12 protein-coding genes are annotated in these 14,676 nt (G+C 75.4%); 6 read left to right on the top strand and 6 right to left on the bottom strand.

The features are described from left to right. Nucleotides 1-193 precede the first annotated feature (193 nt). Complete coding sequence (locus tag G7Z13_RS15825; RefSeq protein WP_165999902.1) at nt 194-2,803, bottom strand: helicase C-terminal domain-containing protein; 2,610 nt, start codon at nt 2,801-2,803, stop codon at nt 194-196. A gap of 294 nt (nt 2,804-3,097) precedes the next feature. Here G7Z13_RS15825 and G7Z13_RS15820 point away from each other — a divergent pair, with 294 nt between their 5' ends. Next, nucleotides 3,098-4,138: a hypothetical protein gene (locus G7Z13_RS15820; protein ID WP_165999900.1), complete on the top strand. Its 1,041-nt coding sequence runs from the start codon at nt 3,098-3,100 to the stop codon at nt 4,136-4,138. Between the two features lie 76 nt (nt 4,139-4,214). Continuing rightward, nucleotides 4,215-4,889 carry a haloacid dehalogenase-like hydrolase gene (locus tag G7Z13_RS15815; protein ID WP_165999898.1) on the top strand — a complete coding sequence of 225 codons (675 nt, stop codon included), beginning with the start codon at nt 4,215-4,217 and terminating at the stop codon, nt 4,887-4,889. Here the strand turns inward: G7Z13_RS15815 and G7Z13_RS15810 are convergent. After that, on the bottom strand, nt 4,835-5,116 hold the full coding sequence (locus G7Z13_RS15810) for a hypothetical protein (RefSeq protein ID WP_165999896.1): 282 nt from the start codon (nt 5,114-5,116) through the stop codon (nt 4,835-4,837). The two genes, G7Z13_RS15815 and G7Z13_RS15810, sit on opposite strands and share 55 nt — an antisense overlap. Nucleotides 5,117-5,280: 164 nt before the next feature. Between G7Z13_RS15810 and G7Z13_RS34100 the strand changes: the two genes are divergently transcribed. Continuing rightward, nucleotides 5,281-5,664: a cold-shock protein gene (locus G7Z13_RS34100; protein ID WP_165999894.1), complete on the top strand. Its 384-nt coding sequence runs from the start codon at nt 5,281-5,283 to the stop codon at nt 5,662-5,664. A 7-nt stretch (nt 5,665-5,671) separates the two neighbouring features. Here the strand turns inward: G7Z13_RS34100 and G7Z13_RS15800 are convergent, their stop codons facing one another. The 4 genes from G7Z13_RS15800 to G7Z13_RS15785 form a co-directional block, all read right to left on the bottom strand. Further along, nucleotides 5,672-6,511, bottom strand: coding sequence for a 1,4-dihydroxy-6-naphthoate synthase (locus G7Z13_RS15800; RefSeq protein ID WP_206313079.1), 840 nt, complete (start codon nt 6,509-6,511; stop codon nt 5,672-5,674). Continuing rightward, a complete protein-coding gene (locus tag G7Z13_RS15795) occupies nt 6,508-7,224 on the bottom strand; it encodes a futalosine hydrolase (RefSeq protein WP_165999892.1) in 717 nt (238 codons plus the stop codon). Before G7Z13_RS15795 ends, G7Z13_RS15800 begins: the two co-directional genes overlap by 4 nt. Further along, the gene (locus G7Z13_RS15790; RefSeq protein ID WP_165999890.1) at nt 7,194-7,694 is read right to left on the bottom strand and encodes a DUF2771 domain-containing protein; all 501 of its coding nucleotides are present in this window, start codon (nt 7,692-7,694) and stop codon (nt 7,194-7,196) included. Before G7Z13_RS15790 ends, G7Z13_RS15795 begins: the two co-directional genes overlap by 31 nt. 63 nt (nt 7,695-7,757) lie before the next feature. After that, nucleotides 7,758-9,182: an MFS transporter gene (locus tag G7Z13_RS15785; protein ID WP_165999888.1), complete on the bottom strand. Its 1,425-nt coding sequence runs from the start codon at nt 9,180-9,182 to the stop codon at nt 7,758-7,760. Between the two features lie 330 nt (nt 9,183-9,512). On the opposite strand from G7Z13_RS15785, the gene G7Z13_RS15780 reads away from it, so the two are divergent. The 3 genes from G7Z13_RS15780 to G7Z13_RS15770 all read left to right on the top strand — a co-directional run bounded on the left by G7Z13_RS15780 (nt 9,513) and on the right by G7Z13_RS15770 (nt 14,647). Continuing rightward, nucleotides 9,513-10,439 carry a DUF3027 domain-containing protein gene (locus G7Z13_RS15780; RefSeq protein ID WP_165999886.1) on the top strand — a complete coding sequence of 309 codons (927 nt, stop codon included), beginning with the start codon at nt 9,513-9,515 and terminating at the stop codon, nt 10,437-10,439. A 107-nt stretch (nt 10,440-10,546) separates the two neighbouring features. Continuing rightward, nucleotides 10,547-13,675, top strand: a complete 3,129-nt coding sequence (locus G7Z13_RS15775) for a molecular chaperone Hsp90 (protein WP_165999884.1) — start codon at nt 10,547-10,549, stop codon at nt 13,673-13,675. Between the two features lie 192 nt (nt 13,676-13,867). Next, nucleotides 13,868-14,647: a calcium-binding protein gene (locus tag G7Z13_RS15770; RefSeq protein ID WP_165999882.1), complete on the top strand. Its 780-nt coding sequence runs from the start codon at nt 13,868-13,870 to the stop codon at nt 14,645-14,647. The last annotated feature ends 29 nt before the right edge of the window (nt 14,648-14,676 follow it).

Raw genomic sequence — 14,676 nt, 5'->3', positions numbered from 1 at the left:
TTCCTTTCGGCTGTGCTCGGCCCGAGCCGCGCGTCCGGCGGCTCGGGCGGGACCAGGACACCCGGTGACTGCCCGGCGCTTCCGCCCGGAATGCGACGGGCCCGGCAAGCTCCCCCAAGGGTGGGAAATCCCCGGCGTGGCGTGCATGAACGCGGACGTACACCCGTACGGGTGAGCCTCGTGGCAGCGCGCGTCAGCCGTCCTCGTCCGCCAGCTCCGCCACGCCCGTGATCCGGTGCAGCGGGAAGGTGCGGACCTCGTCCGAGGTGTGGTCGTACGCCGTCACGAAGCCGCCCTCGACCCGCACCGGGGCGATGACCCGCTGGCTCGCGGCGCCCTCCGCGTTCACGTAGCCGATCCACAGCGACTGCCCGGTGAGCACCGCGGCCTGCATGGTGGCCAGCGTCTCGGCGGAGCCGGTGCGCGGCAGCGCGCCCGGCGCGGCCGGAGCCGATCCGCCGGGCGCGCCGCCGTCGCCCGGCTTGCGCGGGGCGGTGGCGGCCAGGTCGCCCGCCCGGATCGCCCGGACGGCGGCGGAGAGCAGCGTCGCGTCGGGCACCGGCGGCCCGTCCGGCACCGGCTCGGGGGCGGTGCGCGGCGGGGTGCGGTGGGCGTGCGCGCGGGTGATCAGCACATCGCCCTCGGCGGACTCGGCGGCCGGGGCGAAGCCCATCGCGCGCAGCCCCTCCAGCAGGCTCGCCGGGTCCGCCTGCGCGGCCAGCACCGTCGGGGCCAGGCGGCGCAGCCGCAGGCCCGCCGCCCGCTTGTCCGCCAGGATCTCGCTGAGCAGGGCGTCGTCGTCGCAGCGGACGTACGCCGAGGCGGCGCCGACCCGCAGATGACCGTGGCGGCGGGCCACGTCGTCGATCAGATAGGCGAGTGGTTGCGGCACCGGCGTACGGGAGTGCTCGGCGAGGAAGGCGTGCAGCTCGGCGGCGGTGCGGCCGGCGTCCAGGGCGCGGCGCACCGAGGCGGGCGTGAACCGGTACACCGTCGCCCCGCCCTTCGACTCCACCTCCGCGAGCACGCCCAGCGTCTCGGCCAGCGGGCGCTGGAGCGGACCCGGCGCCACGGCCGTCAGGTCGGCCTGGAGCAGCACGTGGTCCAGCGGCTCGGGCAGCAGCGGGGCGAGCACCCGGGCGGCGGCCGCGGTGGCCGTGGCCTGCTCGGCTGGGGAGAGCGGCTCGGGGACGGCGGGCACCGCGTGGTGGTGGTGCTCGTGGTGATGGTGGTGGTGCACGGGGAGCTTGTCACCGGGGCCCCGCGACTCGGCGGCGGGGGCGTGCTCCGGCGTGTGCGCGGGGGCGGGCGTGGGGGCGCTCGCGCCGAGGAGGGCGCGCCCGTGCCGGGACAGCGCGCCGCGCCCCGTCACGCCCAGCAGCTCCGCCTCCGACAGCGCCCACTGCGCGAGCCGGGCCCGCAGGTCGTCCGCCGCGTCCCGGCCGCCGCGCGAGGGCCGCTCCCAGCGCAGCCGGGCCAGCAGCGAGTCGGTGCCGGGGGCGGCGCCCTCGGGCAGCCCGGCGAGCAGGGTGAGCACCCGGTGCCGTACCTCCGGCGCGGCCGAGCGGTCGAGGCCGGGGCCGAGCGCGGACAGACTGCGGTCCTTGGCGTCGCGCCCACCGATCAGTCCGGGCGTGCGGGTGGCGGTGAGCCAGGCCTCGGCGAGGCGGGACCAGCGTTCGGCGGCGGGCCGCTCCAGCCAGTCGTCGTAGGCGGGGGTGGCCGCGTACCGCTCGTCGGCCTCGCCGTCGGAGGCGATCAGCCCGGCGGCGTAGGCCAGCTCCACCCAGAACGCGGCGACCGGCTCGGAGACGTCCAGGGCGACGGCGGTGCGCTTGAGGTCGCGCACGCTCAGCCCGCCGGCCCGCAGCACCGCGGGGCCGCCCTCGTCCCACTCCTTCAGCAGCTCCTCCACGGTCGCCAGCGCGGTCAGCGCCTGCCCGGCGGCCGTGGCGTCCACCACCTGCGGACGGTGCGTGGCCGCGGCCTCGACGGCCGGCGGCACCGGCTCGGGCGCGCGGTGCGCGCGCCCGCCCCGCAGATGCAGCGCCACCTCGCGCGGCAGGACGACCGTCCCCGGCGCGGTCGGCAGCAGCAGCCCCCGGTCCAGCAGCCACCGCAGCCGGGGCGCCGGATCCGCGGTCACCTGCCCGTACGGCGGCCCCCACACCAGCCGCTCCAGCACCTGCCGCGACTCCTCGGGCGCCCCGGCGAGCAGCGCCCGCATCCGCCGGCGGTCGCGGAACAGCGCGGTGAGCGAGGCGACCGCGGAGACCGCGTCGTGCGTGGACGGCAGCCCGGCCGCGGCCACGATCTCCTGGATCCGCCCCGGCGACATCCCCGCGGTCGCCTCCCGCACCGTGGGCCCCAGCCCGGTCGGCGAGGGGTGCTGCGGCGACGGCGCCAGCAGCTCCCGGGCGGTGCGCACCAGCCGCAGCCGCTCGTCGTCCCCCCACACCAGCGCCTGCTCCCGCAGCACGCCCAGCGCCCGGGGCAGCGCGGCGGCCACCACCGGATCCGGGTCGTCCCCCGCCATCAGCCCCAGCAGCTCGTCGTACGACGCCGGGTCCCCGGCCACGGCCAGCGCCTGCGCCGTCTGCGACACGAACCGGTCCAGCCGCTCCAGCGCCCGCACCACCGAGGCCCGCGTCCCCGCCCGGGTCGCCAGCTGCGTCAGATCCGTCGGCACCGGCGTGATGAGATCCGGCCGGCCGCGCAGGAGCCGGGCCAGCGAGGCGTCGTCCCGACCGCGGAGCGCCTCCGCGAGGGACCGGGGGGCCACAGGCTTCTCCTCGGTGCTCATCCGGCCAACGGTAGCGGCTGCCGTCCGCCGGCATCAGCCCCGCACGACCCCCGCGAGCCGCCCGCACCGGCCCGGCCGGGGCCCGCACTCCCGGCCGCGGGACCCCCGGCCGCTGCGCGCGGCGCCGCCCGGAGGCGGACAAGTCCGGTCCGCGGGAACCCGGCTGACACACCGTCCGCCGCCGCCCCCTGCGCTAACGTCGTCCCCCGGGGACGGATTCCGGCGGAAACACGCACAACACGCAAGGCACAGCGCACAACGGCACAACGGCACACCCGCCCCGGAGGGGACAGCGTGGGCATCGAGAGCGACAAGGTCGTCTACGAGTATCTGAGCCGCGTCGGCGACGTGGCGCAGCAGCGGCAGCTGCCCTCCGCCACCCGCATGCGGCTGGTGAACCAGTTGCGGGACGAGATCGACCGGCGGCGGGCGAAGGTCCCGGTGGACAGCCCCGCCGCCGTCCGCCGGATCATCGCCCGGCTGGGCAGCCCCGACGACGTGGTCACGGCGGCGGGCGACGGCACCGGCACGCGCACCGCGCCGCAGCCGCCGCCCGCCGCCGTCCCGGCCCAGCGGGACGAGACCACGGGCACCGCGCGGCGCCGCCCCGACAAGCCCGCCAAGCAGCCCCGCGGCCTGCCGAGGAGCCTGCGCCGCGTCGTCCCGCGCCCCCGCCCCGCCGAACCGCGGACCGCGGACGCGGACGTCCCCGCCGCGCCCCACCTGGCGGGCGCCCACGAACTCGGCGACAGCGCGGTCGAGCCGGACTGGTGGCGGGTGGAGGGCACCCCGTTCGGCCCCGGGGAGGCGGTGCCGGGGTTCGTCGGCGGCGTGGAGATCCCCGACCTGCTGAAGCCGCCCCCGCGGCGCGATCCGGCGGCGGCCGGGAAGCCCCCCGCGCCGCGGACCGCGCCCGAGGACGCCGAGGGCATCGAGGAGGCGGGCGAGGCGGAGGAGGAGCCGCGGGAGGGCCGCCGCCGCTTCCTCCCGGCCGCCGGCGGCTGGAGCAACCCGCTGCTGCTGTTCGCCGCCGCCCTCCTGGTGGCGGGCGCGGTCCTCGGCAACCTCCTGGTCCTCGCCTTCGGCTGGCTGATCGTCTACGTCTCCCGCCGCCTGACCCCGGCCGAGGTCAAGTGGGCGGTCATGGTCCTGCCCGGTCTCGCGGTCGCCGCCGGTTTCACCTGGCTGTGGGGCCGTACGGAGGGCCGCTGGGGGGAGCCGATCCCCGAGGGCGCGATGGGCGACGCGATCGGCGAGACCTGGCCGTGGGTGGTGCGGGGCGCGGCGCTCGCGTCGGCGGCGTTCCTGGTCTGGCGGTCGCAGAGACAGCGGTGACCGGCGGACCGGGAAGCGCGCCGCGAGCGGCGGTGTGCCGTGGTCCCGGCCGGGGCGTCGCCGGCCGGTCGGCACAATGGCCCGCATGGCCTCTGCAACCTCCGCCCCGCTGACCGTCGGCTTCGACCTGGACATGACCCTGATCGACTCCCGCCCCGGCATCCGCGCCTGCTACCAGGCGCTCGCCGAGCGCACCGGCACGTTCGTCGACGCCGACCTCGCGGTCACCCGCCTCGGCCCGCCGCTGGCGCACGAGCTGCGGAACTGGTTCCCGGAGGAGGAGGTCCCGGCGATGGCCGACCTGTACCGGTCGATGTATCCGCGGTACGCCATCGCCGCCACCCCCGCCCTGCCCGGCGCCCGTGAGGCCGTCGCCGCCGTCCGGGCGGCGGGCGGGCGGGCGATCGTGGTCACGGCGAAGTACGAGCCGAACGCCGCGCTGCACCTGAGGCACCTGGGCATCGAGCCGGACGCCTTGGTCGGCGACCTGTGGGCGGAGGCGAAGGCGCAGGCCCTGCGCGAGCACGCCGCGGCCGTCTACGTCGGCGACCACCTGGGCGACATCCGCGCCGCCCGCGCCGCCGACGCCCTGGCGGTGACGGTGGCGACCGGCCCGTTCGGCGCGGACGAGCTGCGCGCGGCCGGCAGCGACGTCGTCCTCGCCGACCTGACCGCGTTCCCGCGGTGGCTGGCCGGCTACCTGGCGGAGGCCGGCGGCGCCCCGGACGCACCGGAGGCGGCGCGCGCCTGACGCCGCCCGGCGGCGATGGACCGCATCACCCCGGCACCGGCGATCAGAAATCCGACGCCCATCAGCATGCTCAATGCGAACATGTACGTCGGAAACGGCGTCGTTCCGAGGAACAGCGGGGCCACGGTGACCAGCGTGGCCACGGCTCCGAGGAAGAACACGACGGCGCCGGCACGGATCAGCCGGTCACCGGGCGCGGCGGAATTCGGTGGGGTTTTGTCACGCACCGGACCAGGGTAGTTCCCAGCCCGAGGGAACAGCCGGGCGACGTCTTGTCAGCGGCCCCGGGACCATTAGCCTTGGTACCGGCGGGTCAGTGACGACCCGCTGTAGTGCTATCAGAAGCCGTTTCCGAAGCAGTTTTCCGACGAGTACGAGGACGAGGACAGACGTGCCTACCGGCAAGGTCAAGTGGTTCAACAGCGAGAAGGGCTTCGGCTTTCTCTCCCGCGACGACGGCGGTGACGTCTTCGTCCATTCCTCGGTTCTCCCCGCCGGAGTGGAGACGCTCAAGCCGGGTCAGCGCGTGGAATTCGGCGTGGTCGCCGGCCAGCGCGGCGACCAGGCCCTGTCGGTGATCCTGCTGGAGCCGACCCCGTCGGTCGCCGCCGCGCAGCGCAAGAAGCCGGACGAGCTGGCCTCGATCGTGCAGGACCTGACGACCCTGCTGGAGAACATCACCCCGATGCTGGAGAAGGGCCGCTACCCGGAGCGGGCCTCCGGCAAGAAGATCGCCGGCCTGCTCCGCGCGGTCGCCGACCAGCTCGACGTGTAGGACACCGCTACGGGAAGTCCAGCGCCTCGGGGCCGAGGGGCGGCACCAGTCCCTCGGCCGCCGCGCGGGTGAGCAGCCCGCGGACCGCCGCGTAGCCCTCGTCGCCGAGGCCGGCGGTGAACTCGTTGACGTACAGCCCGATGTGCTGGTCGGCGACGGCCGGGTCCATCTCCTGGGCGTGTTCCATGACGTACGGGCGGGACGCCTCGGGGTCGTCCCACGCGGCCCGTACGGACGTACGGATCGAGTCGGCGAGCCGCCGCAGGGCCGGCGCGCCCAGCGACCGCTTCGCGATGATCGCGCCCAGCGGGATCGGCAGCCCGGTGGTGTCCTCCCAGTGCTCGCCCATGTCGGCGAGCTTGTGCAGCCCGTAGGTGTGGTACGTGAACCGGGCCTCGTGGATGACGAGTCCGGCGTCCACCCTCCCGTCCCGCACCGCGGGCATGATCTCGTGGAACGGCATCACCACGATCCGCCCGACCCCGCCGGGCACGGTGTCCGCCGCCCACAGCCGGAACAGCAGGTACGCCGTCGACCGCTCACTGGGCACGGCGACCGTACGGCCGGTCAGGTCCGTCCCCGGCTCCCGCGTCAGCACGAGCGGCCCGCAGCCCCGCCCCAGCGCCCCGCCGCACGGCAGCAGGGCGTACTCGTCGAGGACGTACGGCAGCACCGCGTACGACACCTTCAGCACGTCGAACTCGCCGCGCTCGGCCATGCCGTTGGTGACGTCGATGTCGGCGAACGTCACGTCCAGGAGGGGGGCGCCGGGGACGCGGCCGTGGGCCAGGGCGTCGAAGACGAAGGTGTCGTTCGGGCAGGGGGAGTAAGCGATCCGCAGCTTCATGCCGGTTTCCAACCCTCCAGGACGGGTGCGAGCTTCCCGAAGCCCTCGGTCAGCGCGGAAAGCGCGTCGCCGATCCGCCAGGCGGCGCGGTCGCGCGGGCCCACCGGATTGGAGACGGCCCGCAGTTCCAGCACGGGCACGCCGTGCGCGGCGGCGGCCTCGGCGACCCCGAAGCCCTCCATGGCCTCGGCGAGGGCGCGCGGGTGGCGGGCCCGCAGGGCCGCGGCGCGCGCGGCGGTGCCGGTCACCGTGGAGACGGTGAGGATCGTGCCGGCGCGGGCCCCGGTGGCGGCCGTGACGTCCCGTACGAGGGCGGCGGGGGGACGGTGGGTGACGGTGCCGAAGCCCAGCTCGGTGACCGGCACGAAGCCGTCGGCGGTCTCGGCGCCCAGGTCGGCCGCGGTGATCTCGTCGGCGACGACCAGCGAGCCCACCGGCGCCTCGGGCGCGAAGCCGCCGCCGATGCCGGCGCTCACCACCAGGTGGAAGGGGCGGCCGTCACGGGCGGCCTCGGTGAGGGCGGTCGCCGAGGCGGCGGCGGCGCGGGCGGGACCCACACCGGCGGCGATGACGACAGGCCCGCCGGACTCCTGCCCGCCGGCTTGGGAGAACGCCCTGGCCACCGCGTCCCGCTCGGCGGGGACCGCGGTGGCCACCAGGACGCGTTTCACCGGGGACGTGGTCAGGCGTCCTTCTTCAGCTTGAAGGACCACAGCCCGGTGGCGTCCCGCTCGCCCTCACGGATGGAGACCAGCGTGGAGTCGCCCTGCGCGCCGTACTGGGCGTTGAAGAACACGCTGCCCGGGATGGTCGTGTACGTCTTCTTGATGGGCTCGTTCAGGAGCGGCTGGCCGTTCATCATGATGATCCAGCCCTTGTCCGCGACGGCCGGGTCGACGCCGAAGCGCACCAGCTCGTCGGGGTCGACGGAGAGGGAGTCGATGTCCTTCTCCTTGAGGCACTTGGCCAGCTCCTGCGCCTTGAGGACCTTGCCCTCCTCGTAGCAGGTCGCCTCGGAGCTGACCGAGTCCGAACCGACCGTGATGGTCGACACCGGCGTCGGCTTGTCGCAGGCCGACAGGACGAGCAGTCCGGCGGAAACGGCGCCGGCAACGGCGACGGCGCGGCGGCGTCGCCCAGCACTGTGTTGACTAGCGGCTTCGCCGCGGGGCAGCGTGGTCATGGCCGAAGGCTATCGGGCGCACGAGGACGAGCGCCCGGGTGGGGGTGGGCGGCAGGGCGTGGGTTACGCCACTCGCGCGCGCGGCCGGCCGCCGTGCCGGGCCGAGCCGAGCAGCCCGCGCACCGTCGTCAGCCAGCCGGCGGCCAGCACACCGGCGCCCACGGCGAGCCCCAGCGTGCCGTTCAGCGGCATCGCGATGCCGATCGCGCCGCCCAGCACCCACGCCATCTGCAGCAGCGTCTCCGAGCGGGCGAACGCCGAGGTGCGCACCTGCTCCGGCACGTCCCGCTGGATCAGCGCGTCCAGCGACAGCTTCGCCAGCGCCTGCGCGAACCCGGCGACCGCGGCCAGGCACGCCACCAGGAACGCGCCGAAGAACACCGCCGCGGTGACCGCCACCCCCAGCTCCACCGCGACGACCGTGACGATGATGACCTCCGGGGCGCGGGCCCGCAGCGCCGCCCCCACCGCCGTACCGCAGGCGTTGCCGACGCCCGCCGCGACCGCCACCATGCCCAGCGACACGGCCGCGCTCTGCCCGGTCAGCGGGTGCTCGCGCAGCAGGAACGCCAGGAAGAAGATCAGGAACCCGGCCAGGCAGCGGATGGCCGCGTTCACGCCGAGGGCGTGGGTGACGGCGATGCCGACCGTCCGCAGGCCCGGGCGCTTGACCGGCCGGCGGTGCGGGCCGTGGAGATGGTCCGCGTCCGCCGCGAGCAGCGCGGTGTCCTCGCCCTTGGCCGAGTCGACCTTCCGTGGCAGCGAGAACGACAGGAACGTTCCCGCGACGAAGATCACAAAGGCGCCGTAGAGCGGCCAGCGCGGCCCGAGCGCCTGCAGCCCGGCCCCCACGGGCGCGGCCACCCCGGTGGCCAGCAGCCCGCCGAGCGTCACCCGCGAGTTCGCCTTCACCAGCGAGAAACCGGGCGGCAGCAACCGTGGCACCACGGCACTGCGCACCACGCCGTACGCCTTCGACGCGACCAGCACGCCGAGCGCCGCCGGATACAGCTGGATGCTGCCGGAGACCACCGCCCCGGACAGCACCAGGGCGAGCAGCGCCCGCGCCAGCATCGCGCACGCCATCGCGGCCCGCCGCCCGTGCGGCACCCGGTCGAGCAGCGGGCCCACCACGGGCGCCAGCAGCGTGAACGGGGCCATCGTGATCGCCAGGTAGAGGGCGACCCGCCCGCGCGCCTCGTCGGTCGGCACGGAGAAGAACACGGTCGAGGCGAGCGCGACGGTGATCATGACATCGCCGGCGCCGTTCACCGCGTGCAGCTCGATCAGCTTGCCCAGGCCCGACTCGCCGGCGCCGTGCGCGTGCGTCGCCTTCCGGATCCCGCGCGCCGTCCCCGTGACCGGAAGGTGCAGGGCACGTCCCAGCGCGCGGAGCGAGCCGCCCCACCGGCCCGTTCCGCTGCCTCGGCTGCTCCCCTCGGCCCCACCGATTCCGCTGGTGCCACCGGGTGTCCTCGCGGCTGCCACCCCGTCATAGTGCCCTGAGATCGGCACGGGTAAGGGTGTTACGAGCCGGATGGCGGCGAACTCGGGGCAGCGGCGGCGGCGAACCGAGGGGGGATCGGCCGGGCGGCGGTGTAGGCCAAGTGCACGGGAACAGGTAGCGTGCGTAGCGCGCCGTGGCGAACGTTCTCGGCCGCGCGCCTCACCGGCATCCCGCAGAATGGATGACGTAGGTGTGCCCGAGAGCGTGAGGACACGGACGTCGACGCGGTCCCCAGGTCCGCTCCGTCCGCCGCCCCCACCGCCTCAAGGCAAGGCGCACCCGTAAGACGGCGTAGGAGAGAAGCGATACCTGTGAGCGCAGCGACAACGCGAAGCCGCACCCCCGACCGCCTGTGCGCCGAGGCCGTCGACCTCGCCCGCGCCGCCGCCGAGGAGGCCGCCGCGCCCGGCGTCGTCGGAGAGCACGCGGGGCTGGTCTCCGAGGGTGACCGCGTTGTCACGCACTTCTTCGAGTGCGAAGAGCTGGGCTACCGGGGCTGGCGCTGGGCCGTGACGGTGGCCCGCGCCTCCCGCGCCAAGATCGTCACGGTGGACGAGGCGGTCCTCCTGCCCGGCCCCGACGCCCTCCTCGCCCCCGAATGGGTGCCGTGGAGCGAACGCCTGCGCCCCGGCGACATGGGCCCCGGAGACCTCCTGCCCACGGACGCCGAGGACCTGCGCCTGGAGCCCGGTTACACCGGCGAGGACGAGACCCCGCCGAACTCCGCGGTCTCCCAGGACATGGCGGAACTGGCCGAGGCCGAGGACGCCGAGGTGACCGCCGAGACCCCGGCCCACCTCCCCCAGGCTCCCTCGCGCGGCTCCATCGCCGCCGTCGCCGAGGAACTCGGCATGCGCCGCGCCCGGGTCCTGTCCCGGTACGGCCTGCACGTCGCCGCCGACCGCTGGGAGGAGGCGTACGGCCCCAAGACCCCCATGGCCCAGGCGGCCCCCGCCTCCTGCGTCAGCTGCGGCTTCCTCGTCCCCATCGGCGGCTCCCTCGGCCAGGCCTTCGGCGTCTGCGCCAACGAGTTCTCCCCCGCCGACGGCCGCGTGGTCTCCCTGGCCTACGGCTGCGGCGGCCACTCCGAGGCCGCGGTCATGCCCAAGCCGCCCCAGCCGGCCCCGCCCGTCATCGACGAGACCCGCGTCGACCCCTTCCCGCTGCGCCCCGCCCGCGACTCCGGCTCGGTCCCGGACGTCACGGACGAGGAGACGGCGGAGCTGGGCCACTCGTAATCCGGCGCCGGCCCCTCGCGGGTGGTCGCGGGCGCCCACCCGGCGCTCCGGACGGCCCCCGCGAGCGCGGTACCTTCGTCCTCTCGTCACGAGGAGGAGAAGGCAACGTGAGCAAGTACGTGCGGCCGGCGGCCGAAGGGGCCGATCCGTTCGGGACGGGGCGGCTGCGGCGCGGGGTGCTGGACGCCTGGGCGACCAGCGCGGCGCGGTTCCGGGAGGACGCCAACGCCGAGGAGGACCTGGTCCTCGGCGGCTACCGGGACCGGCTCGTCATCGAGCTCGCGCAGAACGCCGCCGACGCGGCGGCCCGCGCCGGTGTGCCGGGACGGCTGCGGCTCACCCTCCGGGACGGGGTGCTCGTCGCCGCCAACACCGGAGCCCCGCTGGACGCGGCCGGAGTGGAATCCCTGTCCACCCTGCGGGCGTCGGCCAAACGGGACACCCACGAGAGTGCCGTCGGACGGTTCGGCGTCGGCTTCGCGGCCGTGCTCGCCGTGACCGACGAGCCCGCCGTCGTCGGCCGGCACGGGGGCGTGCGCTGGTCGCTCGCCGAGGCCCGGGACCTGGCCGCCGACGTGGCGCGGCACAGCCCCGCGCTGGGCGACGAGATCCGGCGGCGGGACGGGCATGTGCCGCTGCTGAGGCTGCCGTTCGCCGCCGAGGGGCGCGCCCCCGAGCCGTACGACACCGCCGTCATCCTCCCGCTGCGGGACACGCCCGCCGCCGACCTCGCCGAGCGGCTGCTGCGCACCGTCGACGACGCGCTGCTCCTCACCCTGCCGGGGCTGGAGGAGGTCGTCATCGAGACCGGGGACGACGCGCCGCGCACGCTCTGGCGGCGGACCGAGGGCGACCTGACCGTCGTGGAGGACTCGCGGGACGGGACGACCACCTGGCGGACGTCCTCCGCGCACGGCCCGCTGGCCCCCGAGCTGCTGGCCGGGCGGCCGGTCGAGGAACGGCTGCGGCCGTACTGGTCCGTCACCTGGGCCGTGCCCGTGGAGCCCGAGACCGGGGCGCCCGCACGCCCCCGCACCGTCCCCGTCGTGCACGCGCCCACCCCCAGCGACGAACCCCTGGGCGTGCCCGCGCTGCTCATCGCGTCCTTCCCCCTCGACACCACCCGCCGGCACGCCACGCCGGGGCCGCTCACCGACTTCGTCGTGGAGAAGGCGGCGGACGCCTACGCCGCGCTGCTGGCCGGCTGGCGGCCGGTGACGGACGGGATCATCGACCTGGTGCCCGGTCCGCTGGGCAAGGGCGAGCTGGACGGGGCGCTGCGCCAGGCGATCCTCGCCCGGCTGCCGCGTACGGCCTTCCTGCCGCCCGCCCTCCCGCCCGCCGAGGGCGACAGCGAGCTGCCCGAGTCGCTGCGGCCGCGGGACGCCGAGGTCGTCGAGGGCGCCGGCGCGGAGACCGTGCGCGTCCTCGCCGAGGTGCTGCCCACGCTGCTGCCGGCCGGTCTGGAGCGGCGCGTCGAGCTGCGGACGCTGGGGGTGGCGCGGGTGCCGCTGACGGACGCCGTGGACCGGCTGGCCGGGCTGGAGAAGGAGCCCGGCTGGTGGTGGCGGCTGTACGACAGCCTCGCCGGAATCGACCCGGACCGGCTGTCGGGGCTGCCGGTGCCGCTGGCCGGGGGCACCTCGACCATCGGGCCGCGCCGCGTGCTGCTGCCGCTGCCCGACGCCACCGCGGCCGAACCGGACCTCCTGGCCCGGCTCGGCCTGAAGGTCGCCCACCCGGACGCCGCCCACCCGCTGCTGGAGAAGCTGGGCGCGCTGCCGGCGACGCCGCGGGCCGTGCTGACCACGCCGCAGGTGCGGGCCGCCGTCGCCGCCTCCCTGGAGGACGACGGCGGCGCCGGCTGGGAAGAGGACGCGCTCGACCCCGAGGAACTGGCCGAGACCGTGCTCACGCTGGTGCGGGAGGCGGGGCTGGAGCCCGGCGACGAACCCTGGCTGGGCGCGCTCGCCCTGCCGGACGAGGACGGCGAGCCGACCCCCGCGGGTGAACTCGTCTTCCCCGGCAGCCCCTTCGCCCGGGTCATGCGGGAGGGTGAACTCCCCCTCCTCGACGCGGAGCTGGCCGAACGCTTCGGCGAGGCCCCGCTCGCCGCGTGCGGAGTCCTGGTGAACTTCGCGCTCGTCCGGGCCACGGACGTCGTCCTCGACCCGGACGAGCTGGAGCCGAGGGACGGCGACTACGCCGAGCCGGACGATCCGGGGCTGCTGGACGCCGTGGACGTGTGGTGCGAGGACATCCTCGACCGCTTCCCGGACACGCCCGTGCCGCCGGTCGCGACCGAGCTGGTCGCCGTGCGCGACCTCGACCTCGTCGACGACGACAAGTGGCCGCAGGCCCTCGCCCTGCTCTCCCGGCCGCCGCTGCGCGACGCCCTCACCCAGCCGGTGCGGATCCTGCTGCCCGACGGCACCCACGAGGTCGTACGGCCCTACACCGCGTGGTGGCTGCGCGGGCACCCGGTGCTCGACGGGCGCCGGCCCGCCGGACTGCTGGCCGCCGGCGGCGACCCGCTGCTGCGCGGGCTGTACGACGAGGCCGACGCCACCGGGTTCGACGACGAGCAGGTGCTGCGGGCGCTGGGGGTGCGCACCTCGGTGGCGGCGCTGCTCGACGAGCCGGGCGGCGCGGCCGAGCTGCTGGACCGGCTCGCCGATCCCGGCCGGCACGTCACCGCCGCCCAGCTGCACGGGCTGTACGGCGCGCTGGCCGAACTGGACCCCGAGCAGGTGACCCTGCCCGACGAGCTGCGGGCCGTCGTGGACGGGCGGGTCGAGGTGGTCGACGCGGCCGACGCGGTCGTCGTCGACTCCCCGGACCTGCTGCCGTTCACCGCCGGGGTGCCGCTGCTCCCGGTCCGCCCGAACCGGGCCGCCGAGCTGGCCGAGCTGTTCCAGGTGCGGCGGCTGAGCGAGTCGGTGACCGGCGAGGTGACCAGCGAGGGCACCGAGCACGAGGTGCCGGACGCGGTGCGGGTGCTGCTGGGTCCGCGTACGCCCCGGTCGTACGTCGAGCACGACGAACTCGTCGTCGACGGCGTCGGGATCGACTGGCGGCTCACGGACGACGGGGTGCTCCACGCGGCCACCCTGGAGGGCGTCGCCGCGGGCCTCGCCTGGGCGGCCGGCCAGTGGCCCCGCCGCTTCGAGGTCGCGGCCCTGCTGGAGGACCCGTCCCGCACGGAGGAACTGGCGCGGGACCGGTGGTTCGACTGACCCCCGGCGCGGTGCGCACCCCGCGCGGAATCCCCCGCACGAATTTTTGACGAGCCGTACAACCATTCACCCGTGTCGCGAATCTGATCACGTGAGTCAACAGACTCTGTGATCACTCGGGCCCCGTCGGCACCGCAGGAACCGGCGGTTACGACTGGCGGCGGGGCCCCTCGCTTTCCACGGGGAAGACACATGCGTATCCGTGCCACCCTCGGCGTCGCCACCGGCGCCCTGGCGCTCACCGTCGTCGCGGTCCCGGCCGCCCAGGCCGACGAGATCCGCGGCGACACCACGATCTCGAACATCTCCGTGAACGGCGGCAAGCCCGTCGTCGTCGGCGCGTCCGCCACCAAGACGATCACCGTCTCCTTCACGGTGAAGGACGACTCGGGCGTCGACAAGGCCATGGCCCTGCCGTACCACGGCGCGAACCTGGACAGCGCGGACAGCGCGGCCCTTCCTCACACCGAGGACGACTTCTCGGTCTGCACGAAGGTCAACGCGACCACCGCGAACTGCACGGCGAACTACCCGTTCGTTCCGGGCGGGAACGCCATCAACAAGGTCGCGGGCGGCTGGAAGCTCTGGGTCTTCGCCTCCGGCAAGGACGGCGACTACGTCCAGAAGGAGAACGCCAAGAGCTTCTCCCTCCAGCGCCTGTCCAAGCTGACGGTCAACGCCTCCCCGGAGCCGGTGAAGAAGGGCAAGACCCTCACCGTCACGGGCAAGCTGACCCGCGCGAACTGGGACGCCAACAAGTACTCCGGCTACTCCGGCCAGTCGGTGAAGCTCCAGTACCGCAAGAAGGGCTCCAGCACCTACACCACGCTGAAGACCATCAAGACGAACACCTACGGCGACCTGAAGACGACGGTCACCGCGTCGGCCGACGGCTACTACCGCTACAGCTTCGCGGGCACCTCGACCACCCCGGCGGTCAGCGCCGCGGGTGACTACGTCGACGTCCAGTAGGTCGCGCCACTCCATCGCTCTTTCCCACC

Origin of the sequence: Streptomyces sp. JB150 (assembly GCF_011193355.1) — a bacterium.
Classification (GTDB): Bacteria; Actinomycetota; Actinomycetes; order Streptomycetales; family Streptomycetaceae; genus Streptomyces.
The sequence above is the reverse complement of the archived record's forward strand: the minus strand, read 5'-3'. Positions and strand labels throughout refer to the sequence as shown.